Here is a 24519-nt window from a genome sequence, read left to right as displayed (position 1 = left end):
ATGTTCGCCGGGGTCTACCCGGGCCTGAGCCACCTCAACATCATGGGCCTGCACAGCCCGCAGTCCGCGATCACCTCGGCGATCATCTTCAACGCGCTGATCATCGTCGCCCTCATCCCGCTCGCCCTGCGCGGCGTGCGCTACCGGCCCTCCTCGGCCTCCGCCCTGCTGCGCCGCAACCTCGGCGTGTACGGGGTGGGCGGGCTGATCCTGCCCTTCCTCGGGATCAAACTCCTCGACCTCGTCGTGCAGTTCTTCTACTGAGCAGTTCCCGCCGACAGCTGTCGGCAGGAGGGAGAACCCCCCCATGCGGACCCCGCCGCTCGTCCTCATCCGGCTGCACCTGACCGCGCTGCGCCTGCTGCTCGTCCTCACCGCGATCTGCGGCCTGGCCTACCCCCTGCTGCTCACCGGGTTCTCCCAACTCGCCTTCTCCGGCCAGGCCAACGGCTCGCGGCTGCGGCAGGACGGCCGGGTGGTCGGATCCAGCCTGATCGGCCAGAACTTCAACCTCCCGAAGAAGAACCCGAACGACCCGAAGGAGCAGCCGGCGCCGGATCCGAAGTGGTTCCAGCCCCGCCCGTCGGCGGCCGGGACCGGCTACGACCCGACCGCCTCGGGCGCGTCAAACCTCGGGCCGAACGACCCAGGGCTGACGAGGACGATCCAGGAGCGACGGGCCGCCGTGGCAGCCTTCGACAGCGTCGATCCGGCCCTGGTCCCGCCGGACGCCGTCACCGCGAGCGGCTCCGGCCTCGACCCGCACATCTCCCCGGCCTACGCTGATGAGCAGGTCAACCGGGTCGCCACGGCGCGCGGCCTGGACCCGGCGGCGGTCCGCCGACTGGTCGAACAGCACCGGCAGGGCCGGGTCCTGGGCTTCCTGGGCCAGCAGCGGGTGAACGTCGTCACCCTCAACCTCGCCCTCGCGCGGCTCGGCGGACCGTGAAGGGAGAGGCCGTCCGGTGGCCCAGGAGAGCGCGCCGCAGGCGCCGGCGGGGCTCCGACCGGGCCGGGGCCGGCTCAAGGTGTACCTCGGCGCCGCGCCCGGTGTGGGCAAGACCTTCCGCATGCTGGAGGAGGACCTGCGGCGCAGCGCGCGCGGCACCGACGTGGTGGTGGGCCTGGTGGAGTGCCACGGTCGGCACCGTACGGAGGCGATGCCCGGCAGCCTGGAGGTCGTCCCGCGGGCTCGTCGCACCTACCGGGACGCCGAGCTGACGGAACTGGATCTCGACGGGGTGCTCGCCCATGGGCCCCGGGTCGTGCTGATCGACGAGCTGGCCCACTCCAACGTGCCCGGCGGCCGTCACACCCGGCGCTGGCAGGACGTCGAGAACCTGCTGGACGCGCTGTTCCAGAGCGATTTCTCCAAGGACGCGCCCGGGCCGGGCCGGCCGAGGATCCGGGACGTCCGCTCGACACCTTGCTCCTGTAGCGTGCGCCGGTACCGAAGTCCGTAATGGCCGTAGGCCGTGGTCGAGGAGCCAGCGATGGGGACACCGGCATCCGCCCGGGCCGGGGAGCTGAGGCGCCATCTGGGCGTGTTCGACGCCGTGGTGATCGGGCTCGGGTCGATGATCGGCGCGGGGATCTTCGCCGCGCTCGCCCCGGCCGCCGGCGCGGCCGGTTCCGGTCTTCTGCTGGGCCTCACCCTGGCCGCGGTGGTGGCGTACTGCAACGCCACCTCCTCCGCCCGGCTGGCCGCCCGCTACCCGCAGTCCGGCGGCACCTACGTCTACGGCCGTGAGCGGCTCGGGGAGTTCTGGGGCTACCTGGCGGGCTGGGGCTTCGTGGTCGGCAAGACCGCCTCCTGCGCGGCGATGGCCCTCACCGTGGGCTCCTACGTGTGGCCCGGTCAGGCGCACGCGGTCGCGGTCGCCGCGGTGGTGGCGCTGACCGCGGTGAACTACGTCGGCGTGCGGAAGTCCGCGTGGCTGACCCGGGGGATCGTCGCCGTCGTCCTGGCGGTGCTCGCCTCCGTGGTCACCGCCTGCATGACCGGCCCCGCCGTCGAGGGCGCGCGGCTCGCCATCGGCGCGGACGCGACCCTCGGCGGGCTGCTCCGGGCCGCCGGGCTGCTGTTCTTCGCGTTCGCCGGCTATGCGCGCATCGCCACCCTCGGCGAGGAGGTCCGCGACCCGAAGCGAACCATCCCCCGCGCGATCCCCATCGCGCTCGCCATCGCGCTCGTCGTCTACGCCGCCGTTGCCGTGGCCGTGCTCGCCGTGCTCGGGCCCGACCGGCTCGCCCACACCACCGCACCGCTCACCGAGGCCGTGCGCGTCGCCGGCGTTCCCGCACTCGCCCCGGTGGTGCGCATCGGGGCGGCCGTCGCGGCGCTCGGCTCGCTGCTCGCGCTGATCCTCGGGGTCTCGCGCACCACCCTGGCGATGGCCCGCGACCGGCACCTGCCCCGCGCCCTGGCCTCCGTCCACCCGCGCTTCCACGTGCCGCACCGCGCCGAGCTCGCGGTCGGTGCGGTGGTCGCGGTCCTGGCCGCCACCACGGACGTTCGCGGCGCGATCGGTTTCTCCTCCTTCGGCGTGCTGGCCTACTACGCCATCGCCAACGCCTCCGCCTGGACCCTCACCCCCGCCGAGGGCCGCCCCGCCCGGATCGTCCCCGTCGTCGGTGCCGCCGGCTGCGTGCTCCTGGCCTTCGCCCTGCCACCCGCCTCGGTCCTGTGGGGAGCCGCAGTGATCGCGGCCGGTGCCGCCGCCTACTGCCTGCGCAAGGCCATCGCCCGCGCCTGACCCCGTCCGGCGTCGCGGTGGTCCGGCCTCGCGAAAGGATCCGCCGAGTCCGCCGGTTCCGCCGCCACCTGCAGCAAGATCGACCAGGTACGCCTTCTCCGGAGCGCCGGCTCCGGAGACGGGGTCAATTCTGGGCGCGGCTCAGGATCCAGACGCCGTAGGCGTCGTTCGCGGGGTGCAGCTGATAGGTGCCTGCCCGAAGGTCGACGCGCAGTCCGGCGGCGGTCAGGTCCGCCTCGAACTCCGACGCCGTGCAGGTCCGGGCGTGCGGCGGCGGGTCCTGCAGGTGGAAGCCGATCAGGATCCGGCCGTTCTCGCCGAGCACGTCGCGCATCGCGCCCAGCGCCGTGCGTTCCGTGCCCTCGGCCAGGTACACGATGACGTTGCCCACGCAGACGACCAGGTCGAACGGGCCGTCGTCGGGGCCGAGGTCGAGGATGTCGCGTTCCTCGATCGGCAGCCCGGGGTAGGTCTCCCGAGCCTGCCGGACCAGGGCCTCGTCGGGCTCGATCGCGACCACGTCGTGCCCCCGCTGCAGGAGCGCGGCGGCCACCCTCCCCATACCGGCGCCGGCGTCGAGCACTCGGGCACCGCGCGGCAGGAGCGTGTCGGCGAGCCGGGCCTCACCGTCGACGTCCTCGCCCGCGGAGATGAGTTCGGCGAACCGCTTGCCGAAGTTCCCGCTCTGCCCCGCCTCCTGCCAGCGGGTTCGCCTCGTCGTCATCGGTATGAGCTCTCCGTGTGGCAGCGTGGTCCTGTCCATGTCCCGCATCCTAAGGCGAGACCGCCGGCACCGGTCATGGCCGTTGAACGCCCGCCCGTGCATGCTCAAGAACGTCGAACGCTCCAGCAGGCTGCGATGAGCCTGGTCGTGGTGCCGGCCGCGCTGCCTTCCCGGCTCACCACGTCGGGCAGGGCCGGCGCCCCGGCGCGGTGCGGCCGCCGCGCCGGGACGGCCGTCACGCGGCCCGGACCGGGGCGAGCGGGGCGAGCGGGGCGAGCGGGGAGAGTGCCGCGTACTCCAAGGGGGCGGACGGGTCGATCGAGAGGTTCATCGGGGAGGGGGCCGCGCCCGAGCGGACCAGGAGGTCGCCGATGGCCGCGATCATCGCGCCGTTGTCGGTGCACAGGCGCAGCGGCGGCACCCGCAGGGTGATCCCGGCCGCGGCGCACCGCTGTTCGGTCAGGGCGCGGATGCGGGAGTTGGCCGCGACCCCGCCGACCACGACGAGGGTGTCGATCCCGTGGTCGGTGCAGGCCCGGACGGCCTTGCGGGTGAGGGTGTCCGCGATGGCCTCCTGGAGCGCCGCGGCCGCGTCCGGGACGTGCGGCTCGGCGCCGGCCGCCCGTCGGGCCTCGACCCAGCGGGCGGCGGCGGTCTTGAGGCCGGAGAAGGAGAACGCGTACGGGGGGTCGTTGGGCCCACTGAGCGGGCGGGGGAGGCGTACCGCGTTCGGGTCGCCCTCGCGGGCGGCGCGGTCGATGGCGGGCCCGCCGGGGTAGGGCAGGCCGAGGATCCGGGCGACCTTGTCGAAGCATTCGCCGGCGGCGTCGTCGAGGGTGTCGCCGAGGTGGACGATCGGGTCGCGGGCGAGGTCGCGCACCAGGAGCAGGGAGGTGTGCCCGCCGGAGACGATCAGTACGACGCACGGGTTCGGCAGGGGTTCGCCGTCCAGGGCGGCGGCGGCGACGTGTCCGGCGAGGTGGTGGACGCCGTAGAGGGGGACGCCGAGCGAGAAGGCGTAGCTCTTGGCGGCCGCGACCCCGACCTGGAGCGGGCCGGACAGGCCGGGTCCGGCGGTGACGGCGACGGCGCCGACGTCGGCGAGGGTGAGTCCGGCCCGGTCGAGGGCCTCGCGGACCACGGGGGCCATCGCGTGGACGTGGGCGCGGGCGGCGATCTCCGGCACGACCCCGCCGTAGCGGGCGTGCTCGTCCATGCTCGACGCGACCGCCTGCCCGAGCAGGACCCCGTCGCGGACGAGACCGGCGCCGGTCTCGTCGCACGAGGACTCGATCCCCAGCACCACCGGCGAGTCCGGCATCACGCGCACCCCTTATTGCTGATCACTGTGCAACTGCAACCATTGTGCAATAAGGCTGGAGGCGCTGGTCCGGCAGGTCCGGTTCCCCGGTCCGTCCCGCAGGAAGTCCACCGGGGCCGCCGGGTCCGCCGGCGGCCCGCGATCGAGCGGTCCGCCGGCGGGACGCGAACGGTACGTCAGGAGGCGGGCATCAGGACGGTGTCGACGATGTAGACGGTGGCGTTGGCGGTCTGGACGTTTCCGCACAGGACCTTGGCGTCGCCGTCGACGGTGAAGTCGGGGGCGGCGCCGGTGACGGTGAGGTCGTGGGTTTCCAGGGTCTTGTGGCCTCCGGCGAGGGCGGTGGGGGCGAGGCGCTGGGGGACGACGTGGTGGGTGAGGATCTTGGTCAGCGTGTCCTTGTCGGCGAGGGCGGCGTCCAGGGTGGCCTTGGGAATCTTGTCGAAGGCGTCGTTGGTGGGCGCGAAGACGGTGATGTTCTGCGCGGAGTTGAGGGTGTCGACGAGGCCCGCCTGCTTGACGGCGGTCACCAGGGTGGACAGCAGCGGGTTGTTGGAGGCGGCGGTGGCGACCGGGTCCTTGGCCATGCCGGTGAAGGAGCCCGCGCCGTCCTTGGGCACGGCCGCACAGGCGGTGCCGAACGGCCGGTCGCTCATGGCGGCGCCGGCTGCCGACGCGGTGGTACCGGCCGCCGGCGCGGCGGCGGGGGCCTTCGACGGGGCGACGGAGGTGGAGGGCGACCCGGAGCCGCTGCCGCAGGCCCCGAGGCCGAAGGCGAGCGCGGTCGCGGCGAGGACGGCGGTGACGGTGTCGCGGCGGCGGGTGGTGGCGTTCATGGCAGTGATCTCCTTGTGAGGGTGCAGCGGTCGGCCCCTCGGGCGGACCGCCCCGGCCGGTGCCGGGTACGTGAAGGTGGCCTGGTGGAGGGCCGGGCGGGTCGGCCGGGGCTCTCAGGTGACGGTGACGACGGTGCTGTGCCAGCCGGTGGCGCCGGACGGGTAGGGGGTGGCCCGGTCCCCGGTCTGGACGGCGCCGGTCGCATCGGTCGCCCGGACCTCGATCCGGTGGGTGCCGGGCGCGGCCCCGGGCCAGGTGTGGGTCCACTGCCGCCACAGGTCCGTTCCGGCGTCGGCGGCGAGCATCGCCTGCTGCCAGGTGCCGCCGTCGATCCGGACCTCGACGGCGGCGATGCCGCGGTGGGTCGCCCACGCGGTGCCGGCGACCGTGACGTCCCCGGCGGGTACGCGGGCGAACGGGGCCGGGACGTCGATGCGCGAGGCGGTGCGCACCGCACCGGTGCGGTCCCAGCCCCGGCGCACCCAGTACGGATCGAATGCGGCGAAGGTGGTGACGTCCAGGTCGACGAGCCACTTGGTGGCGGAGGCGTAGCCGTAGAAGCCGGGGACGACGCTGCGACAGGGGAAGCCGTGGGCGACGGGCAGGGCCTCGCCGTTCATCGCGACCGCCAGCAGTGCGCGCCGTCCGTCGAGCACCGGCTCCAGCGGCGTGCCGATGGTCATGCCGTCCTGTGAGCGGCCGACCAGCTGGTCCGCGCCGCGGTGCACGCCGGCACGGCGCAGCAGGGCGGGGAGGGAAGCGCCGAGCCAGCGGGTGGTGCCGACGTAGCGGCCGCCCACCTCGTTGGAGACGCAGGACAGCGTGTGGTCCATTTCCTCCAGGGGTTCGTGCAGCAGGTCGTCGAAGGTCAGCAACAGCGGGTGGTCGACCATGCCCCGGATGCGCAGGGCCCAGCGCCGCGGGTCGATTCGGGGGAGCGTGAGCGCGGTGTCCACCCGGTAGAAATCCGTGTTCGAGGTGACGAACGGGGACAGGCCCGCGACCTTCGGACGGACCGGGGGCGGCAGGGGTGGCAGCGGTTCCACGGCGGGCGGGATGCGAACGGACGCGCGGACGGCGCCGACGTCGAAGAGGCGGTCCGTCAGGATCCTGCCTCCCGTGACCGCGACCGCGCCGACGGCGATCGTCCCGCCGGTGACGGCGAGAACGGCCCGGCGGGTGGTGCCCTCGGTTCCGGTGCGCCGCTCCTGGCCGGCGCTCTCGCCGGTGGGATGTCCGATCGTGGGGACCGTGTTCACCGGCGGCGCGGCCGACCCCGTCAGGCGTGAGAGGGCGAGGACGGTGGCCGCGCCGACGACGCCTGCCACGAGGGCCGGTACGACGTCCGCCGCGCGCGCTCCCGGCCGGGAGAGCGCGGCCCAGGCACCCAGCAGGCCGAAGGCCGCGAAGATGCCCGCTCCGGTCTTCGGGCGGCGAGCGGACAGCCATCCGGCACCGGCGGCGAGCAGGGCCGCCGTCAGGTGGATTCCGCCGAGCAGCACCGTCTTGTCGTACACGCCGAAGGTGCGGACGGCGTATTCCTTGAGCGGGGTCGGCGACAGGTCGACGGCCGCGGAGCCCACCGCGATGACCGGCGCGGTGTCGGGCCCGGTGAAGGCGGCGGCCAGGTCTCCCGCACCGAGTGCGGCCGAGGCGGCCGCCAACCCGGTCGCCGCTGCGACGCCGACGCGACGGAGGCGGTCGGGACGGCCGAGGAGGGGCGCGGAAGCGTCGGATGGATTCTTGCTCACGCCGAGGGTTCGAGGCGCCCGGGGCCGCGGATGGGTCGCTGCGCCGGGCTCACCCGAACGGGTTGGGCGGCAGCCGGCATTGACGGTGGGCGCAGCAGGCTCGGCCCGGCTCCGAGGGCCGGTCCGCCGACTCCCGCGGATGACGGGAATGACGACGACGGAAGACGCAAACGACGGCACCAGGATCCGCGTGTCCTCCGGAGCCGGTGACCGGGCGGACGGGCGGACCGGCAGGCGGTTCGGCCAATCCGGGCGCGGGCCCGCTCCGAAGGGCGGATGTGAGTTCCGCACTGTCCGCCCGGCCGAGACCGCACCGCTGTCCCGCCGGGACCACGAGGAGGCCCTCGATGTCTGCCGTCCGCCGATCGGGCTCGACGCCCGCCCACTGCGAAGGAACGGGCGGATGAGCGCCGTCGTCCACCTGACCGGTCCCGGACGGCCGGTACCGGACCTGACGGAACTCCTCGCCCGCGTCGCGCGCGGGGACCAGGACGCGTTCTCCCGGCTGTACGACGTGGTGGCCGGTCCGGTGCTGGGGCTGGTGCGCAGGGTTCTGCGCGATCCCGCGCAGTCCGAGGAGGTCGCCCAGGAGGTGTTGCTGGAGGTGTGGCGCACCGCTGCCCGCTACCGGGCCGAGCGCGGTGAGGTGATGCCGTGGGTGCTGACCATCGCGCACCGGCGCGCGGTGGACCGGGTCCGCTCGGCGCAGGCCGCCGCCGACCGCGACCAGCGCGTCGCGGCGGTCTCCCACACCCCGCCGTTCGACGAAGTCGCCGAACAGGTCGAGGGCAGAGTGGAGCGTGAGCAGGTCAGGCGCTGCATGAGGACGCTCACCGAACTGCAGCGGGAATCGTTGACGCTGGCGTACTACCGCGGTTACACCTACCCCCAGGTCGCCGAGGTCGTCGGCGCGCCGCTGGGCACGATCAAGACCCGCGTGCGCGACGGACTGATCCGTCTGCGCGACTGCCTGGGGGTGGGAGCATGACCGCCGCCGACCTGCACACCCTGACCGGCGCCTACGCCGTCCACGCCCTCTCCCCGGCCGAAAGCGCGGAGTTCGAAGGCCACTTGGCCGACTGCCCGGCCTGTGCCCAGGAGGTGGCCGAGTTCGCCGCGACCCTGGCCAGGCTCGGCGCCGCGCGGGCCGTCGTGCCACCCGAGGCCCTCAAGGCCCGGGTGATGGCCGCGCTGCCCGGCACGCGGCAGGAGGCGCCCCGGACCGCCGCTCTGCCCGGCGCGGGCTCCCGGTCCGGCCGGCGGGCGGGCGGGTGGACGAAGTTCGCGCTGGCCGCCTGTCTCGCGGTCGCGGTCGGCTCCGGTGGCCTCGCCGTTCAGCAGCACCGGCAGGCCGGCCACGCGCGCGCCCGGGCGGCCGCGATCCAGCAGCAGGCGGACCGGCTGACGGGTCTGCTGACGGCGCCCGACGCCCGCACGGCCACCGGACCCGCGGCGGGCGGAACCGGCGTGGGGACGGTGGTGTGGTCGCACGACCGCGGTCAGGCCGCCTTCCTCGCTTCCGGCATGCCCACCCCGGCCGAGGGCACCACGTACCAACTCTGGTTCGACGACTCCGGAACGATGCGATCGGCCGGGCTGCTGTCCCGTGGGGACGGCGGGATGGTGCTGTCCGGGCCACTGGGCGGGGCGACGGGTATCGGCGTCACCGTGGAGCCCGCCGGGGGGTCGACGCACCCCAGTGGGGTATCGGTCATGCTCCTGTCGCTCACCTGAGAGGGCGTTCGGTCTCGCGGGCCCCGCGCTGTCCGGTCCGGGTGCCTCGCCGGGTCGGCGTCGATTCATCGGCGGGGGCGGCGGCCCCGCACCCGATCCGGCGCCGTCGCAGGCCGTCGCCGGCGGCAAGGCCTCACCCGGAGGGCCCGTCGCCCACGGTTCCGTGTGCTCCCTGGTCGAGGCCGAGGCGTTTGTTGAGGGCCTCGCCCGAGGGGAGGGGGTCGATGAAGTTGTGCAGGAAGGCGAGCATCGCGTCGGTGTCCAGGCCCTCGCAGGCGGCGTCCATCGAGGCGTAGAGGAACTCCTCGATCCCGGCCACCGCGGTGGCCAGGCGCTCGCCCTCGGGGGTGAGGCTGAGTTGCAGGTAGCGGCGGTCCTCGGCGTCGGTGCGGCGCTCGACCAGTCCGGCCGCGACGACGCGGTCGACCAGCCGACTCGGATTGGTGCCGCTCTCGCACACCAGGAGCTGTCCGAGCCCGTTGAGGCTCAGGGTGCCGTGCTGCTGGAGCAGGCGCAGCACCTCGGCCTGCGAGGGGGTGATGCCGTGGGGTTTGAGGGCCTGGATCAGCAGCCGGTTGCCTTCGCGCTGGGCTGCCAGGATCGCGAACCGCAGGTGTTCGGCCTTACGCATCGATGTCCTTTCGGGTGGTCGGCAGGGGGTCGAGGAAGTTCTCGACCGCGGCGGCGTAGGTTACCGGGTGCGAGAAGCGGAACATGTGGCCGGTGCGCGGCAGCACGACCTCCCGGGCGTCGGGGATGCCCGCGAGCATGACCTTCGAGGCGTTCTCGCCGATCAGCACGTCGTGCGAGGGGGTCAGGATCAGGGTCGGGACCTGGATCCGGTCGAGCACGTCGACGTAGTCGGCCGTGAAGACCGCCGACACGCGCGCACCGAAGGAGGCGGCCGGGGTGTTGGCGAGGAACAGTTCGCGGCTGCGCGCCTCGCTCCAGGGCACCTGCCCCTCGCCGTCGAACGGGGAGGCGAGGCGGTGGGCGTGGAACCGCAGCGTCAGCTGCCGGTAGAGCGGGCCGGGCGCCTTGCCCATCACCTGGGCCAGTGCCTTCATGGGCTTCGAGTCGATCGGGTTGGCCGCGAAGCCGCCGGACACGACCAGGGCGCGCAGGCCCCGCGGGCGGCGGGTGGCGAGGGCGAGCGCGATGTTCGCGCCGAACGAGTCGCCGATCAGCACGTAGTCGTCGAGGTCGGCGATCGCGGTCTCGACGTGGTCGGCGTAGCGCTCGATGCTGTCGACGCCCTCGGGCAGGCGCAGCGTGCGCCGGGGCGCCGCGCCGTAGGGGGCGAGCTGTTCGGCGCTCCACGGGGCGCCGGAGAAGCAGGGGATGAAGACGAGGGTCGGATTCTTCGCTGCAGTGTTCATGGAAAACATATTACACGACACACGTGTCGCGTCACATGTTGGGAGCGGGGTGCCGACGGCCGGCGGCGCCGGGTGACGCCCGGCGGCTCGTGTCGCCCTCGGATCACTCCGCGCAAAGGCGACGGCGGGGCGGGGCCGGGGATCCGGACCTCCGCCCCGCCGTCGCTGCGGGGTGGTGCTGGGCGTGCGCGGGTTCGGTCAGTAACCGACGATCTGCAGGCCGGAGTCGACGGTGAGGTAGAAGGTGTGGGCGTCGGGTCCGAGGGCCAGGCCGGTCACCCAGTTGAGGCCGGTGATGCCCTCGGCCGGGACGAGGGTGTCGGTCGCGGTGTCCAGGGCGAGGACCGAGGCCTTGCCGTCCGTGCTGGTGAGGTCCTGCTGGACCATGTACAGCCGGGTGCCGTCCGCGCCCACCGACGGGTTCTGCAGCCACTGGCCCGGGGAGATGTCCAGGGTGGAGAGGGCGTCGGTGGCGAGGTCGACGGCGTAGCCGGTGCCGTCGTTCCCCACGCCGTAGAGCCGGGTGCCGTCCGGGGAGAGGGCCAGGCTCGGGACGGAACCGATCGGGGCGGCGATGGCACCGGCGACGGTCGGGGTCCCGGTGCCGGTGTCCAGGCGGACCAGGTTCTCGTCGGTGGCGGCGTACGCCGCGTCACCGGTCGGAGGCGTGACGATCGAGCCCAGGTAGCGGCCGGGGACCGGCACGGCGGCGGTGAAGCCCTGTTGCTGCGGGGAGAAGGACAGGACCCGGGCGCTCGGCTCGGCCGGGCGGTGGTAGCGGGCCGGTCCGTCCTGGCCGACGTAGACCCTGGCGCCGTCCGCGCTGACCGCCAGCGAGGTCAGCGCCCCGGGGAGGGTCCCGTCGGGCCGCGGCTGGTCCGGTGCCTCCGTGCTGGAGACCACGGTGTCGGTGGCCGTGTCGATGGCGCCCAGGCTGGACAGCGGTGCCTTGCGGGCGGTCGAGAACAGCACGTAGACGCGCGAGCCGTCGGGGCTGACAGCCAGCGGTCCCGGACCGGCCCCGAACCCGGTGGACAGTGTCACCACCGCGGTGATCGCCCCGCTCTGGGTGTCGACCACCTTCACCTTGGCGCCATTGATGCTGTCCTTCACCGCGACGTACGCCTTGCGCCCGTCCGGGCCGACCGCCACCGAGGCGGGTGACGAGTCCAGCTCGACGGTCCGCGGGACACCCGTCACCGGCCCGCCGGACGTGCCGGTGACGGCGCCGGCGGAGCCGGACCCGGCGAGCAGCAGTGCCGCGCCCGCCGCCAGGGAGCCTAACCAACGGGCCTTCGACAAAAGCGAGTTCATGTGACCCTCCGCTTCGGACACCGCGGGTCCCCGCGGTGGAAGGCAAACGCTACGGGACGCACCCGCACGGGGTGCGGCTTCAGGCTGCCGGGCCGGGGCGGGCGGTGACGAGTGCGGGGCCGAGGGTGGCCGCCGCCACGGGGCGGGTCCTGCTGCCCGTTCACCCGCCGGGCGTGCGACGGGGCTCCGCGAGCAGGGCGCGGAAGGCCGTGGCCACCGCGCCGGGGTGTTCCTGCATGGCGACGTGGCCGACGCCGGGCAGGGTGAGGAGCCGGGCGTCGCGGAAGGCGGCGTAGGCCCGGGCCGCCGAACGGAAGGGGACGAGGCGGTCCTCGCGGCCGTAGACGAGCAGGGTGGGGGCGGTGACCCGGTGGGCCTGGTGCCAGGCCGAGGCCTCGCCGGCGGGTCGCAGGTGGGATCGGACGACGGCACGCACGCCCTCCGCCAACATCTTCTGAGCGTAGGGGAGTTCGGCGCGGCGCAGGCGTTCGCGCGCCTCCGTCGCCCGCTGTTCGGCGTCGACGCGGGACGGGTCGGCGTAGATCAGGCCGTAGAGGTCGTCGAGTTGCCGGTCGGGGCTCCGGGCCGACAGCAGCCGGGCGTACAGGCGGTGAGCGCCCGGCAGGCCCAGCAGGGAGATCCGCAGGGCCTGGGGCGGCGGGAGCGCGGGCAGGACCGGCGAGACCAGGGTCAGGGTGGAGACCAGCTCCGGGCGGTGGGCGGCGAGGTGGAGGGCGGTCAGGCCACCGAGGGAGTTGCCGACCAGATGGACACGGCGGTGCCCGGTGCGGTCGAGGTGGCGGGCGACGGCCGCGGCCTGGCGCCTGACGGTGACGAGGCCGTCGGGCGGGGGAGCGGAGCGGCCGAAGCCCGGGAGGTCGAGGGCCAGGCAGTGCACCGACGGCCGGAGGCGCTCGATCAGGGCGGCCCAGTTGTGGGTCCAGCCGCCCAGCCCGTGCAGGAACACGGCGGTTTCGGCGTCCGGGCGGGCGCCGGGTGCGTACTCGGCGGCGAGCGGTCGGCTCATGACGGTTCGCTCCCCGCTCTCACGCGCGCCGTGCCGCGGAGGACTCCGCCACCGCGAGCCGGTAGTGGTCGAGGAGCCGGTCGCCGACCGCCTCCCAGCTGCGTTCCGCCACCGAGGCCCGGCCGGCCCGGCCGAGCGTTCGGCGCAGTTCCGCGTCGCGGGCGAGCCGCTCCACCGCCTCCCGGAAGCCCCCGGCCGCGCCGGGCGGCACGAGGAAGCCGGTGCGTCCGGGGAGCACCAGGTCGAGCGGTCCGCCGGCCGCCGGGGCCACGACGGGCAGGCCGCTGGCCATCGCCTCCTGGAGGGTCTGGCCGAAGGTCTCGAACGGCCCGGGGTGGGCGAACACGTCGAACGAGGCGTAGAGCCGGGCGAGTTCGTGCCCGGTGCGGCGGCCGAGGAAGAGCGCGTCGGGCAGTGCGGCGCCCAGCCGGGCGCGGCACGGGCCGTCCCCGACCACCACCAGCCGTACGCCCGGGAGCCGGGACGTCTCGGCCAGCCGCTCGACCTGCTTCTCCGGTGCCAGCCGCCCGACGTAGCCGACCAGCACCTCACCGGGCCGGCCGAGGTGGCGGCGCAGGGCCTCGTCCCGGTGGCCGGGGTGGAAGCGCACGCAGTCGACGCCGCGCGGCCACAGGTGGACCCGGGGGATCCCGTGGGCCGTCAGGACGTCGAACGAGGCCCGGGACGGCGCCAGGGTCCGCGCGGCCGCCGTGTGGATGTGCCGCAGCCGGCGCCAGGCCAGCCGGGCTCCGGCCGCGCCCGCGAAGGGCAGGTAGGTCCGGGCGTAGGCGGCGAGGTCGGTCTGGTAGACGGCGACGGCGGGGACGCCGGCGCGCCCGGCCGCCGCCGAGCCGGCGGCCCCGAGCGCGAACGGGCTCGCCAGGTGGACCACGTGCGGGCGGTGCCGCTCGACGGCGTCGGCCACCCGGCGCCCGGGGAGGGCGATCCGCACCTCGGGGTAGCCGGGCAGCGGGACCGACGGGACGCGGACCACCCGGTAGCCGTACGCCGCCCCGCAGTCCTCGTTCTCGCGACGCTGCGCCGCCGGTGCCACCACCAGCGGGACGTGCCCCCGGGCGAGGAGGTGTTCGGCGGTGCGGAGCACGCTGTGGGCCACGCCGTTGAGCTGCGGGGCGAAGGACTCGGCGACGATCACCACCCGCAGCGGCCCGTCGTCGGGGGCCGGGCCGTCCGTGGCGGGCGCCGCCCGCCCGGGCAGGACCCCGCTCACCGGGCGGCCTCCGCCGCCACGGCCTGGGAACGGGCCGGGACGGACCGGCCGACCGCGCGCAGGTCCCGCAGGATCTCCCGGAAGCAGGCGGTCAGGCCCGCCTCGGCGTACGGCACGCCGACCTCCGCGCAGTACGCGCGCACGATGCGCGAGGCCGGGCGCAGCGCCGGCACCGGCATGGCCGGGAAGAGGTGGTGCTCGATCTGGTGGCCGAGGCCGCCGAAGAGGAAGTGGACGAACCGGCCGGCCCGCAGATTGCGGGAGGGCAGCACCTGCCGCCGGAGGAAGTCGGTGCGCTGCGCGCCGAGGCCGGTCAACGGCATGCCCTTGTGGTTGGGGGCGAAGATGCAGCCCAGGTAGACGCCGAGCAGCGCACCGAACAGCGCGGTGAAGGCGAGCGCCTGGAGCGGAGCGAGCACGAGGACGGCCAGGGCCGCCGCGAGGACGTAGTGCAGTGCGGCGAGGGTGCGTTCCAGGACGGGGTGTCGGACGGTGCCACGGGTGAGGGTCAGGCCGGTGGCGACGAGCAGGCCGAGCGCCTGGAGGGAGAGCAGCGGGAAGAACAGCTCCGCCTGGTACCGGGCCATGAGGCGTCGCACCCCCCTTGCCCGGTCGGCCTGTTCGGCGGTTCTGGCGAAGAGGATGGCATCGGCGGCCGGGTCGCGGCCCTCGTGGTTCGGGTGGGCGTGGTGCCGGTTGTGGTCGTCGACCCACCAGCCGTAGCTCATGCCGACCACCAGGTTCCCCAGCACGATGCCCACCAGGTCAGTCGTCCGACGGTCGGCGAACACCGCGCGGTGCGCGACGTCATGGCCGAGCAGCGCCAACTGGCCCAGTACGAGGGCGAACAGCGGTGCGAGGCCGAGTTGCCACCAGCTTGCGCCGAGCGCGACGAACCAGGCCAGCAGCCCCGCCAGCGCGGCGAACAGCCCCGCGCTCCGGCACGCGTAGTAGAGCGGGCGCCGACGCAGCAGACCGGCCTGGGCCACGCGCCGGTACAGCTCGGCGAATTCGCCCCGCCGGGCGGTCCCGGCACTCGGAGTGTCCTGAACGGTCATGCCACCAATCCGGTCTCGGGCCGCCACGGCCGGCCGTCGCCGCGCGGCGTGCCCCGGGCAGGGGAGCCCTGAGACTTCCGTACTCCACCGCCCGCTGTCCCGCGCCGCCGGTGAACGCAACCTGATCGAGTGGGTGGCGGGCACGGGTTGACGGTCCGCTGTTCACGGGTCGAGAACCCGTACGGAACGCTGCCCGGGGGAGCGGGCCGGACCGGTCGGCGGCGGGCGGGTTCCGCGAAGATCGACGGGTTGTGGTGGGCCACGTAGGAGCTGAGCAGCACCTGGCTGCCACGCGGCAGGGGTGCGCCCTCCCAGATCGGTCTCGTGGGTACAGGTGCGCAGCAGCACCCAGCCGGGGGGACGGAGACGCAGCGCCTCGGTCAACACCCGGGCCGTGCAGGGCAGGAACGGCAGGTCGGCCCACTCGGCCGGGCGGCCGCCGGGCAGCACCGCGTCGAGTTCCGCCCGCGGGGTGGCCAGCACCTGCGGATGCGTCGTCAGCAGGCGCAGTGTTCAGGAGAGTCGGGAGGCGGTGGTCTCCGAGCCGGCCAGGAGCAGCGTGACCACCTGGTCGTGCAGCTCTGTGTCGGAGAGCGTGGAGCCGTCCTCGTCCCGGGCCGCCAGCAGCCCGGCCAGCAGATCGGTGTGCCCGGTACCGTCGGCCCGGCGGTCGCGTACGAGCTCGGCCACCGTCCGCCGCAGGGTGCGTACCGCCGCGTGGTAGCCGGGGCCCGCGGGCAGCATCAGCACCCGCCGCAACGCGCCGGCCAACGCGGTCTCGAAGGCGTGCTGCAGACGGTCGGCCAGCGCGTCCGGTGCCTCGGTGCCCAACAGGCTGCGCGCCACCACCCGCAGGGTGAACCGGTAGCACGCGGGGAAGACCTCGACCACCTCGCCGTCCCGCCGGGAGGCGGCCGGCTGCGCCGCCTCGCGGGTCATCACGGTGGCGTACCCGGCCAGCCGCTCGGGCCGGAACTCCGGCTGCAGCATCCGCCGTTGGCGTCGATGGTCGGCGTGCGCACAGGTGGCCGGCCCGTTGCCGAGGACCCGGCGGAAGCGCCGGTGGACCGCTCCGCCCTTGTCGAAGGTCCGGTCGTCCGCGTAGACCTGCCGCAGCAGTTCCGGGTGGCAGGGCACCACCGTCCGGTTCGGTCCCAGCCGGACCTCCACCAGGTCGCCGTACCGGGACGGCCGCCCCAGGAGCCCCGTCGGATCCCGTACCAGTGCGGGCAGGTGCCCGAGCACCGGCAACGCCCCGGGCAGAGTCGCGTGGGAGTACGTCGTGGGTGCGGGGTCCCGCGCGGACGAGGAGACCGGATCGGCATAGGTCCGCAGCCGGGCGGCGGGGCGGTTCGGCGCGGCGGCCCAGGGTTCCCCGCTCCCGGGCGGGGTCGCGCGACGGGTCCGACCGCCCTGCCCGGGGACGGCCCCGGCGGCGGATTCCTCACCGGGGACGGGCCGTTGCCCCGGTGAGCGGTCACGCCTGCGAGGACGCGCCGTCGTGGGCCCCCAGCGGAGTGCGAGGCGGTGGAGCGGCGCCACCGCTGATCAGGGCGGGCCGCGGTCGGGGTCCCGCAGACCGCCCGGCGCCTTCGGCCTCGGGGTTCAGAGGCCGAACCGGGCGCGGTGGGTGGCGGGGACGAGGTCGGCGTACTCGGGGTGCTTGGTGATCCAGCCGCGGATGAAGGGGCAGTAGGGGAGGACGGCGAGCCGCTGGTCGCGTGCGGAGTCCAGGGCGGCGCGGGCCAGCCGGCTGCCGAGGCCGCGGCCTTCGAAGCGGGGGTCGATCTCGGTGTGGATGAAGGCGATCTCGTTGCCGGAGCGGTGGTACTCGGCGAAGCCGGCGAGTTCGCCGTCGTCCTGGATCTCGAACCGGGACTTCTCGGTGTTGTCGGTGACGGACTGCTCCATGGTTCCTCCTCGTACGGTCGGATCGCCTGGTTGGCGCCCCTGACTATAGTTGAAGAATCAACATTTGTCGCGGCTGGCGTGGCGTGGCGTGGCGACGGCTTCGGCGTGCTCGGCTGCCGGCGGTCGGGCGCCGTACCCGTGCTTCCGGAGGTGGTCAGGGGGTTGTGACGGCGGAGGCGAAGTCGGGGTGCACGCCCAGCTGGGCGAGCATGACGCTGAGCCCGACGTAGCAGTTGAATTCCTTGACCTTCCCGTTCTGGACGTACCAGAAGTCGGCGGTGGGGATGCCGAGCCGGGCGCCGGTGGCCCGCACGGTGCCGGCGGGCGTCTCGAAGGGGCCGGTGACGGTGCCCTCGATCGTCAGCTCGACGGCGACCACGTCGCCCACGACGTGGACCCGGTGGAGTTCGCGGTGGATGTCGGGCGCCAGGGCGCCCATGAAGGCGACCTGGTCGCCGAGGTGCTCGCCGCGGTAGCTCTCGCCCGCGACGACGTTGTTGAACACCCCGTCCTCGGTGAACAGGTCGATGAAGCCCTGCACGTCGAGGACGTCGCCCTCGGCCGCGTGGTAGGCGGCCCGGACCACGGCCTCCGCGTCGGTGGTCATCGCACGTCCCCTTCCGTGAAGGCAATCGGATTGTCGCCCGGGGTGTCAGGGCGTCAGGGCTTGCAGGGCCGGGTCTCGGTCCAGTCGACCAGCAGCCGGCGCTCGGCGAAGAACCAGCAGCCGTCCTGCTTGACGAACCGGTCGAGGTAGCGGATGGACGCGATCATGATCGTGCGCTCGTCGTCCGCGCCGGACGAGACGTGGTGCGCCAGGCAGTAGGTCTCGCCCTCGGCCCGGTCCCCGTCGAGGGTCACGGTGCTCTGGCCGTTGAAGTGGGTGGTGGCCCGGTACCGGTTGAGGTCGGCGAAGACCGGTGCGAGGGCGGCGCGTCCGCGCAGCTCCTGGGTCGGTTCGGCGGCCGTGGCGTCCATGTGGACCAGGAAGCGGCTGTCCTCGGTGAACAGGGCCATCTGCCCCCCGGCGTCCCGGCGGTCCGCACAGTGGGCGTAGGCGTCGACCAGTCGGCGGATGGCCAGCCGGTCGGCGGCCTCCTGGGGCGGGACGGCAACGGGGGACGACACATCGGCTCCGATCGTCGCACTGCCTGACACCAGCAGGAGAGCACCGGCGCCGTGGTCCCCGCAACCGGACGAACAGGCGCTGCCGCCCGGCAGGAGCCGCGACCGGGACGACCGGGACGACCGGGACGACCGGGACGACCCGGGACGACCGGGACGACCCGGGACCGCCGGAGCTCCCGTGCGCCCCGCAGAGCGTGCGTCGGGGGGTTCCGGTTGTGGCGATGGCCCCGCGCGGGCAGCGCACCGGCGTCGGACCACGCACCGGCGCCGGACCGCGCCCCGGCCGTCGCGAGCGTGTCGGAGATTGATGGCACGCCCGTTGCCGCCCCCGGGCCCGCAGGTCCGGGGGCGGCGGCGCGGGACGGGCCGTCAGCAGCAGCCGTGCCACTGGTAGTCGGTGGGGACTTCGAGACCGGGAACGGGGTCGTCGGCGTTCCCGTCGCTGTTCGCGTCGGCGACGGAGTGGACGGTGGTGCCCTCCTTGATGGTCTCGGCGACCTTGATGTCCTTGATCTCCTCCGGCGGGACCGTCAGCGGGTTCGCGGAGAGGATCACCAGGTCGGCGAGCTTGCCGACCTCGATGCTGCCCTTGCGGTCCTGTTCGAAGTACTGGTGGGCGGCGTTGATGGTGATGGACTTGACCGCGTCGAGGGCCGACACGCACTGCTCGGGTCCGAGGACGACCTGGTCGGTGCGGGTGCGGCGGGTGACCTGGCTGGAGAGGATGGCGATCGAGTTGGGCAGGGCGACCGGGGCGTCGTGGTGCGAGGTGTAGATCATCCCCCGGTCCACGGCCCAGCGGGCGGGGGAGATGGTGGCGGCCCGCTCCGGTCCGAGGACGGTCTTGCGGTACCAGTCGCCCCAGTAGTAGGTGTGCATGGAGAAGAAGGACGGGATGACGCCCAGGTGGTCGAAGGCCTCGACCTGCTCCTTGCGGGCGGTCTGGGCGTGGATCGCCACCGTCCGCCGGTCGCCGGGGCCGGCCTCCCGGGCGGCGGTGCCGACCGCCTCGATGAACTGGTCGATCGCGGCGTCCCCGTTGACGTGGGCGAGCACCTGCCAGCCCCTGGCGTACGCGGTGCGCACCTGGTCGAGCACGACCTCGGGGTCCTCGACGGTGGGGTAGCCGCGGTAGCCCTCGGGCGTGCCCTCCGGCCGCTCCTGGTAGGGCTCGGTGAGCCAGGCCGTGCGGCCCTGCGGGGATCCGTCCAGGTACATCTTCACGCCGGCCGCGCGCACACCCCGGTGGTATTCCTGGCTCGCGCCGACCGGGTCCGGCTCCGGTGAGGCCGTCGCCTCGTCGGCCCGCGCGTAGGCGACGACGTCGATCTTGAACGGCACGACGGCGGCGGCGTCCCGCAGGGCCTTGAGGTTCTTCAGCGTGGCGCCGCCCTCCTGGACGGTCGTGAAGCCGAAGCTCGCGGCCGACGCCACGCCCTTGCCGAAGAGGGCGGCCAGCGCGGTCGGCGGCAGCCCCTCGGTGGCCTTTTCGGAGGCCGGGCTGAAGGCCGTCTCCTCCAGGACGCCGTTGGGCTCGCCGTACGGCCGGGCCACGGGGCCGGGCCGGCGGCGGATGACGCCGCCGTCCGGGTCCGCGCTGGCCCTGGTACAGCCCAGCTCCCGCAGGCCGCGGCTGTTCACCGCCCCGAGGTGGAAGGACTGGTGGATGGCCAGCACCGGCCGGGTGGTGGACACCTTGTCGAGATCCTCGCGGGTGGGGTGCCGGCCCTCGGCGAGCATGGCGTCGTCGTAGCCGAACCCGATGATCCATTGGGAGAAGGCGCCCACCGGGGTCTTCGCCCACGCGCGCAGCTTCTCCTGGAGCGAGGCGATGTCGGTGACGTCGCCGTCGGGATCGGCCAGCAGATTGGCGAGGGTGGCCTGCAGGCCGATACCGCCCAGGTGGCCGTGGGCGTCGATGAACCCGGGCAGCAGGGCGCGGCCGGCGAGGTCGCGCACCTGCGTTCGCGGCCCCTGCCAGCGGTCGGCGGCCTCCTGGTAGTCACCCACGTGGACGATGACACCGTCCTTGACGGCCACCGCCTCGGGGCGGGGGTCGGACTCCTCGGAGTCGGCGGCCGCCGTCACGATCTCCCCGCCGTGGAAGATGACATCGGCCTCGTCGTACGGTGCCGCGGCCCGGGTACCGCCGTCGTCCGTCGTCCCTGCCGGCTGACCGCTCATTCCGGTTCCCTCCTGTTACCGCTGGCTACTCCTGGTGCTCACCTGCCTACCCGCGGCAACCGGATCGTGAACCCGACTCCTGCCGCGGCCGGATCCATGGGCGAGCGGCCGGCAGGAGGGGCGAGGCCGACCGAGGGCCGCAGGGGGATGACGAGTGTGTCGCGCCGGACGCGCAGGGCGGGAACGGTGCCGACGTGGAGGAGACGAGGGGGTTACGGCCCCGGACGACCCGGTGGCCGTCGCCACCGGCATGCGGTCGGTGACGACGGTGATGCGGGGGCGGGCCGGTGGGCGCGCGCGTACGGGGCCGTGCCGGAATCCCGGCACGGCCCGACGGATCGGCCCCCGCGGTGTTGCACGGTGGCGGCCCGGAGACCGGGCACCGTCGGCTGCGCCGTCGGGGTCCGGACCGCACCCCGGGGCGGTGACGGCATCGCCGCCGGTGTGTCGGTCAGAGGGTGTACATGGCGGCGTACGGCGGGGTGATCCGCTCCTGTCGGGTGCCGAAGTCGACGAGGACCGCGGGGTAGGCTCCGTCCTCCACCGCGATGACGCGGCCGAGACCGTACTTGTCGTGGCTGATGCGGTCGCCGACCGCGAAGTGCTTGGGCGGTGCTTCGGGCCGGGGCTTGAAGGGACTGGTGGGCAGAGGGCGTCGGACTGCCGGTGATTTCGTCATCCTGGTCAGTATGCTCCGAAAATCGAGGGAACGGGCCGTCCCGGCGGGGGTGAATCCGTTGCCGGTCGTCCTCGGGGCGGCCCGTCCCCCGGGCGTGGGGAAAGTCGAGGCCGGGCCGGGACGGGGCGCGGCGCCCCCAATCTTCCCGTGACAACCGGTTGTTGCGGTCCCCCTGGGGGTGAGGGGGCACGCCCGGGAGGGTGAGGCGAAAATATTCGCGTGGTTATCCGCCGTGGCGGCCCGACGTCTGCTACGGTTGTTTTAGTTGCAGTTGTGGTTCCCATGAACTTTGTGTGCGCCTGCTCTTCGCAGGCGCATTTTTTGTTTCCCGGCTCTTTCCCGGAGGGTTCTCATCGCGGCGACTCGAAAGTCTGCATGGTGCAGGCTTCGGACAGTCTCTCGAAGGAGATTTCTCATGGCTACTGGCACCGTGAAGTGGTTCAACGCGGAAAAGGGCTTCGGCTTCATCGCGCAGGAGGGTGGCGGCGCGGACGTGTTCGCCCACTACTCGAACATCGTTGCCCAGGGCTTCCGCGAGCTCGTTGAGGGCCAGAAGGTCGAGTTCGACGTCACGCAGGGCCAGAAGGGCCCGCAGGCCGAGAACATCCGCCCGCTGTAGTCCTCTGCCCTGGCTTTCGCCCGGCAGGAAAAGGGGCCCGTACCGTGCGTCGCGCACGGTACGGGCCCCTTGCCGTACCGGGGTGGAAGCCCCTCGCCGCCGGGCGGTCAGTTGCCGCCGTGGACCAGGTTGAGCGAGAAGCCGTCGCCGGTGGGGACGGACGGCGTCCGGACCGTCGTCACCCCGGTCGCGGCGTCGTAGTACCAGCCCGAGCCGGCTGCGTCGAGCGCGGCCGCCGAGTCCAGCCGGGGCAGCGGGCCCGCGTCGCCGGCCACCAGGCGCGGGGCGGGGCGGCCGTGCACGGTGAGGCGGTACGACCGCTGGGCCGGCTTGCCGGCGTAGTCGCCCTCGCTGGCGCCGATGCGGACGTTGGTCACGGCGCGGTTGGTGTGCACGTCCACCTGCTGGGTGGCCGAGGAGCCGGCGTTGAACTGCCGGGTGACGCCGTCGTCCTCGTACAGGGTGTAGGAGGAGTCGCCCGCGGCCTGCGGGTAGAGGTCGTAGTCGAGCTCGGAGCGGTCCCGGTTCTCCCAGGACAGCGTGCCCTTGGGCCACATCGGGACGATCGCGCCGCCGCGGACGAACAGCGGCAGGGTGTCGAGCGGGGCGGAGTAGCCGTTGACCGTGGTCGGGCCCTGGTAGGTGCGGCCGGTCCAGTAGTCGGTCCAGGTGCCCTCGGGCAGGTAGATGCCGTCGCGCACGGTGGTGTCCGAGTAGACCGGCGCGACCAGGAAGTCGGGCCCGGCCAGGAACTCGTACGTGGCGTTCGGGCCGAGGGCGTTCGGGTCGTGCGGGTACTCCAGGGCCAGCGGGCGGACCGCGCCGACGCCGGTACGGGTGGCCTCCGCGGAGAGGGTGTACATGTACGGCAGCAGCCGTTCCTTGAGCTGCAGGTACTTGCGGTTGATCGAGGTGTAGGGCTCGCCGTCCAGCCAGGGCTGCTGGTCCCGCTGCTGCTTGCCCGTCATGTCCCGGGCCCAGCCGTCCATGGTCATGATCGCCGGGAGGAAGGCCTTCCACTGCAGGTCGCGGGCGTACATCTTGGGGTCCCGGCGGTAGATCGAGCCGACGTCGCCGGTGTTGTAGGCGATGCCGGACATGGTGGCGCCGGCATAGGTCGGGATCTGCCAGCGGATGTAGTCCCAGGACAGGCTCTGGTCACCGCTCCACAGCACGCCGCAGCGCTGCGCGCCGGCCCAGGAGACCGGCAGCCAGACGAAGCCGCGGGCGTCGCTGTTGTCCTCGATGCCGGCCTTGGCCTGGTCGCAGGCGTTCAGCGCGAAGTCGTAGCCGTTGCCGACCCAGGCCACGTCGAGTTTGCGCACCCGCACGCCGGCCTTGACCTCCTCGGCCTGGTTGGGCAGGCCGTTCTGGGTCCACAGGCCGAGCTGGGCGTGGTCCTTGCGCAGGCCCGTGCCGGTCTGCGGCAGGTTCTCGTAGCCGCAGCCGTAGCCGTCGTTGACCAGCATCCAGCCCAGCGGCATCTGGTTGTCCATGTAGCCGTCGGCGACCTTCAGCGCGTCCAGGGTGTGGCGCTCGCCGCGGTTGGCGTTGTGCAGGTAGCAGTCGGAGTCGCCGGGCTCCAGCCCGTAGACGGGCGGCATGAAGGGCTTGCCGACCAGGTCGGTGTACCGGCCGATCACCGCCTTGACGTCACCGGTGAAGTAGTAGGCGTCCAGGCGGCGTTCCTGCTGCCCGGTGCGGACGGGCGAGCCGAAGTCGTAGATCCCGGGCGTGAAGGTGTTGCGGAAGACGCCGTAGCCGGCGGAGGAGACGTAGAAGGGCTGGGAGTTGTTCCAGCCGCCCTCGTTCCAGTCGGTGCTGTTGGCGACGTGGACGGTCCGGTCGCGGTGCGAGAAGGAGCCGTTCTGCTCGCCGCCGCCGAAGAACTGCTCGTCCGCGCCGCGCACCAGGCTCTGCCGCAGTCCGCCGGTGCTCCAGCGCAGTGGGGCGCTCTCCTGCCAGAGGGCGGTGCGGTCGTCCGACGTGTACAGGCCGAACCGCAGCGGGTGCTTGTAGACCCGCAGGACCAGGCCCTTGGAGCGGATGCCGTAGTACGCCCCGGCGTCGAAGGTGCTGGTGTCCCGCTGCGGCTCGGGCTGCGTGCGGACGATCGTGCTGCCCGCCGGATCGGTGAGGACGCCGTCCGGGGCGGCGCGCAGGCGCAGCTGATCGTCGGCGAGGAAGTCGACCCGGGCCTTCAGGGTGCCCGCGGAGATGTCGTAGCTGCCCTGGGAGCCGCCGAAGCCGGTCAGGTCGCCGGCGTCGGCGGTCTGCGGCAGGTAGGCGGTGCCGGTGTAGGAGCCGCCGTGGACGTCGTAGGGGACCACCAGGACGCGGTAGGTGCCCGAGGCCTTCGGGATCACCGTGGCCTCCGGGTCGGCGGTGCCCGCGCTGCTGGCCACCTGCTTGCCGGTGGCGTCGTAGATGTAGAGGTCGAAGTCGTCGGTGCGGTTCTGCCAGCGGACGGACACCGGGACGCCGCCCTCCGGATTGTCGTCCCAGTAGCCGGCCGGCACGTTCACGGTGAGGTCGAAGTGGTCGCAGACCGTGCCGCCCGGGTCCTGCGCGGCCGGGGGGCAGCTGCCGGGGTCGCCGAGGGTGCCCTTGGCGTACTGCGGGCTCTGCCAGGTGACGCTCTGGTGGCCCTGGTCGAGGACGGCGGAGCCGGGGGTCGCGGCCCGGGCGGGGAGGACGGGCCCGGCCAGGGCGGGGAGGACGGCCAGGGCCGCGGTGAGGGCGGCCCGGCGGAGGTGGGGCCGGAGCAGGCGCACGGTGGTGTCTCCGTTCGACGGTGAAGAGGTGGGCGGTCAGGACCTGCCGGACGCGCCCGGGCGGGCGATCGGGCGCGGTGGCGAGGGCACGC

Annotated in this window: 21 protein-coding genes and 3 pseudogenes; 7 read left to right on the top strand and 17 right to left on the bottom strand. The window is 73.7% G+C overall.

Translation table 11 applies throughout. From position 1 onward, the window contains the following. The 4 genes and pseudogenes from ACZ6EM_RS37830 to ACZ6EM_RS37815 all read left to right on the top strand — a co-directional run. Nucleotides 1-264 (top strand): annotated as a pseudogene (locus tag ACZ6EM_RS37830) (potassium-transporting ATPase subunit B); the annotation flags it as partial. A gap of 43 nt (nt 265-307) precedes the next feature. Beyond that, nucleotides 308-949: a K(+)-transporting ATPase subunit C gene (gene kdpC / locus ACZ6EM_RS37825; protein ID WP_452180583.1), complete on the top strand. Its 642-nt coding sequence runs from the start codon at nt 308-310 to the stop codon at nt 947-949. Between the two features lie 16 nt (nt 950-965). Beyond that, nucleotides 966-1352, top strand: a pseudogene (locus ACZ6EM_RS37820) (histidine kinase); the annotation flags it as partial. 141 nt (nt 1353-1493) lie between these two features. Then, nucleotides 1494-2756, top strand: a complete 1263-nt coding sequence (locus tag ACZ6EM_RS37815) for an APC family permease (RefSeq protein ID WP_465774423.1) — start codon at nt 1494-1496, stop codon at nt 2754-2756. A 124-nt stretch (nt 2757-2880) separates the two neighbouring features. Here the strand turns inward: ACZ6EM_RS37815 and ACZ6EM_RS37810 are convergent, their stop codons facing one another. The 4 genes from ACZ6EM_RS37810 to ACZ6EM_RS37795 all read right to left on the bottom strand — a co-directional run bounded on the left by ACZ6EM_RS37810 (nt 2881) and on the right by ACZ6EM_RS37795 (nt 7389). Then, a complete protein-coding gene (locus tag ACZ6EM_RS37810; protein ID WP_465774422.1) occupies nt 2881-3480 on the bottom strand; it encodes a class I SAM-dependent methyltransferase in 600 nt (199 codons plus the stop codon). Between the two features lie 235 nt (nt 3481-3715). Continuing rightward, the gene (gene tsaD / locus ACZ6EM_RS37805) at nt 3716-4801 is read right to left on the bottom strand and encodes a tRNA (adenosine(37)-N6)-threonylcarbamoyltransferase complex transferase subunit TsaD (protein ID WP_465774421.1); all 1086 of its coding nucleotides are present in this window, start codon (nt 4799-4801) and stop codon (nt 3716-3718) included. 176 nt (nt 4802-4977) lie between these two features. After that, on the bottom strand, nt 4978-5637 hold the full coding sequence (locus tag ACZ6EM_RS37800) for a fasciclin domain-containing protein (RefSeq protein WP_401050651.1): 660 nt from the start codon (nt 5635-5637) through the stop codon (nt 4978-4980). A 114-nt stretch (nt 5638-5751) separates the two neighbouring features. Beyond that, nucleotides 5752-7389, bottom strand: coding sequence for a molybdopterin-dependent oxidoreductase (locus ACZ6EM_RS37795; protein ID WP_465774420.1), 1638 nt, complete (start codon nt 7387-7389; stop codon nt 5752-5754). A gap of 403 nt (nt 7390-7792) precedes the next feature. Between ACZ6EM_RS37795 and ACZ6EM_RS37790 the strand changes: the two genes are divergently transcribed. Beyond that, the gene (locus ACZ6EM_RS37790; protein ID WP_465774419.1) at nt 7793-8377 is read left to right on the top strand and encodes a sigma-70 family RNA polymerase sigma factor; all 585 of its coding nucleotides are present in this window, start codon (nt 7793-7795) and stop codon (nt 8375-8377) included. After that, the gene (locus ACZ6EM_RS37785; protein WP_465774418.1) at nt 8374-9123 is read left to right on the top strand and encodes an anti-sigma factor; all 750 of its coding nucleotides are present in this window, start codon (nt 8374-8376) and stop codon (nt 9121-9123) included. The genes ACZ6EM_RS37790 and ACZ6EM_RS37785 overlap by 4 nt, the downstream gene beginning before the upstream one ends. Nucleotides 9124-9256: 133 nt before the next feature. Here the strand turns inward: ACZ6EM_RS37785 and ACZ6EM_RS37780 are convergent, their stop codons facing one another. The 12 genes and pseudogenes from ACZ6EM_RS37780 to ACZ6EM_RS37725 form a co-directional block, all read right to left on the bottom strand. Beyond that, nucleotides 9257-9754 carry a MarR family winged helix-turn-helix transcriptional regulator gene (locus tag ACZ6EM_RS37780; protein WP_452180577.1) on the bottom strand — a complete coding sequence of 166 codons (498 nt, stop codon included), beginning with the start codon at nt 9752-9754 and terminating at the stop codon, nt 9257-9259. Further along, entirely contained in the window at nt 9747-10502 is a 756-nt protein-coding gene (locus ACZ6EM_RS37775) for an alpha/beta fold hydrolase (RefSeq protein ID WP_401052361.1), read from the bottom strand. Before ACZ6EM_RS37775 ends, ACZ6EM_RS37780 begins: the two co-directional genes overlap by 8 nt. 198 nt (nt 10503-10700) lie before the next feature. Beyond that, nucleotides 10701-11816: a lactonase family protein gene (locus ACZ6EM_RS37770; RefSeq protein ID WP_465774417.1), complete on the bottom strand. Its 1116-nt coding sequence runs from the start codon at nt 11814-11816 to the stop codon at nt 10701-10703. A gap of 160 nt (nt 11817-11976) precedes the next feature. Further along, nucleotides 11977-12843 carry an alpha/beta fold hydrolase gene (locus ACZ6EM_RS37765; RefSeq protein WP_465774416.1) on the bottom strand — a complete coding sequence of 289 codons (867 nt, stop codon included), beginning with the start codon at nt 12841-12843 and terminating at the stop codon, nt 11977-11979. A gap of 19 nt (nt 12844-12862) precedes the next feature. Next, the gene (locus ACZ6EM_RS37760; protein ID WP_401052365.1) at nt 12863-14008 is read right to left on the bottom strand and encodes a glycosyltransferase family 4 protein; all 1146 of its coding nucleotides are present in this window, start codon (nt 14006-14008) and stop codon (nt 12863-12865) included. 62 nt (nt 14009-14070) lie between these two features. After that, the gene (locus ACZ6EM_RS37755; protein WP_465774415.1) at nt 14071-15132 is read right to left on the bottom strand and encodes an acyl-CoA desaturase; all 1062 of its coding nucleotides are present in this window, start codon (nt 15130-15132) and stop codon (nt 14071-14073) included. Nucleotides 15133-15294: 162 nt separating this feature from the next. Further along, nucleotides 15295-16377, bottom strand: a pseudogene (locus ACZ6EM_RS37750) (cytochrome P450). 360 nt (nt 16378-16737) lie between these two features. Continuing rightward, the gene (locus tag ACZ6EM_RS37745) at nt 16738-17043 is read right to left on the bottom strand and encodes a GNAT family N-acetyltransferase (RefSeq protein ID WP_465774414.1); all 306 of its coding nucleotides are present in this window, start codon (nt 17041-17043) and stop codon (nt 16738-16740) included. A gap of 154 nt (nt 17044-17197) precedes the next feature. Further along, nucleotides 17198-17650, bottom strand: a complete 453-nt coding sequence (locus ACZ6EM_RS37740; protein WP_452180011.1) for a nuclear transport factor 2 family protein — start codon at nt 17648-17650, stop codon at nt 17198-17200. A gap of 53 nt (nt 17651-17703) precedes the next feature. After that, entirely contained in the window at nt 17704-18171 is a 468-nt protein-coding gene (locus ACZ6EM_RS37735; RefSeq protein ID WP_452180012.1) for a nuclear transport factor 2 family protein, read from the bottom strand. A gap of 369 nt (nt 18172-18540) precedes the next feature. Beyond that, nucleotides 18541-20355 (bottom strand): amidohydrolase, encoded by a 1815-nt coding sequence (locus tag ACZ6EM_RS37730; protein ID WP_465774413.1) that lies wholly within the window; start codon nt 20353-20355, stop codon nt 18541-18543. Nucleotides 20356-20806: 451 nt separating this feature from the next. Further along, nucleotides 20807-21034: a hypothetical protein gene (locus tag ACZ6EM_RS37725; protein WP_359907425.1), complete on the bottom strand. Its 228-nt coding sequence runs from the start codon at nt 21032-21034 to the stop codon at nt 20807-20809. A gap of 415 nt (nt 21035-21449) precedes the next feature. Here ACZ6EM_RS37725 and ACZ6EM_RS37720 point away from each other — a divergent pair, with 415 nt between their 5' ends. After that, a complete protein-coding gene (locus ACZ6EM_RS37720; protein WP_359907422.1) occupies nt 21450-21653 on the top strand; it encodes a cold-shock protein in 204 nt (67 codons plus the stop codon). A 107-nt stretch (nt 21654-21760) separates the two neighbouring features. Here the strand turns inward: ACZ6EM_RS37720 and ACZ6EM_RS37715 are convergent, their stop codons facing one another. Next, nucleotides 21761-24427 carry a glycoside hydrolase family 31 protein gene (locus ACZ6EM_RS37715; protein ID WP_465774412.1) on the bottom strand — a complete coding sequence of 889 codons (2667 nt, stop codon included), beginning with the start codon at nt 24425-24427 and terminating at the stop codon, nt 21761-21763. Nucleotides 24428-24519: the final 92 nt, after the last annotated feature.

This window comes from Kitasatospora sp. NPDC041917 (genome assembly GCF_055589745.1).
This window is presented reverse-complemented; position numbering and strand designations above follow the sequence as displayed.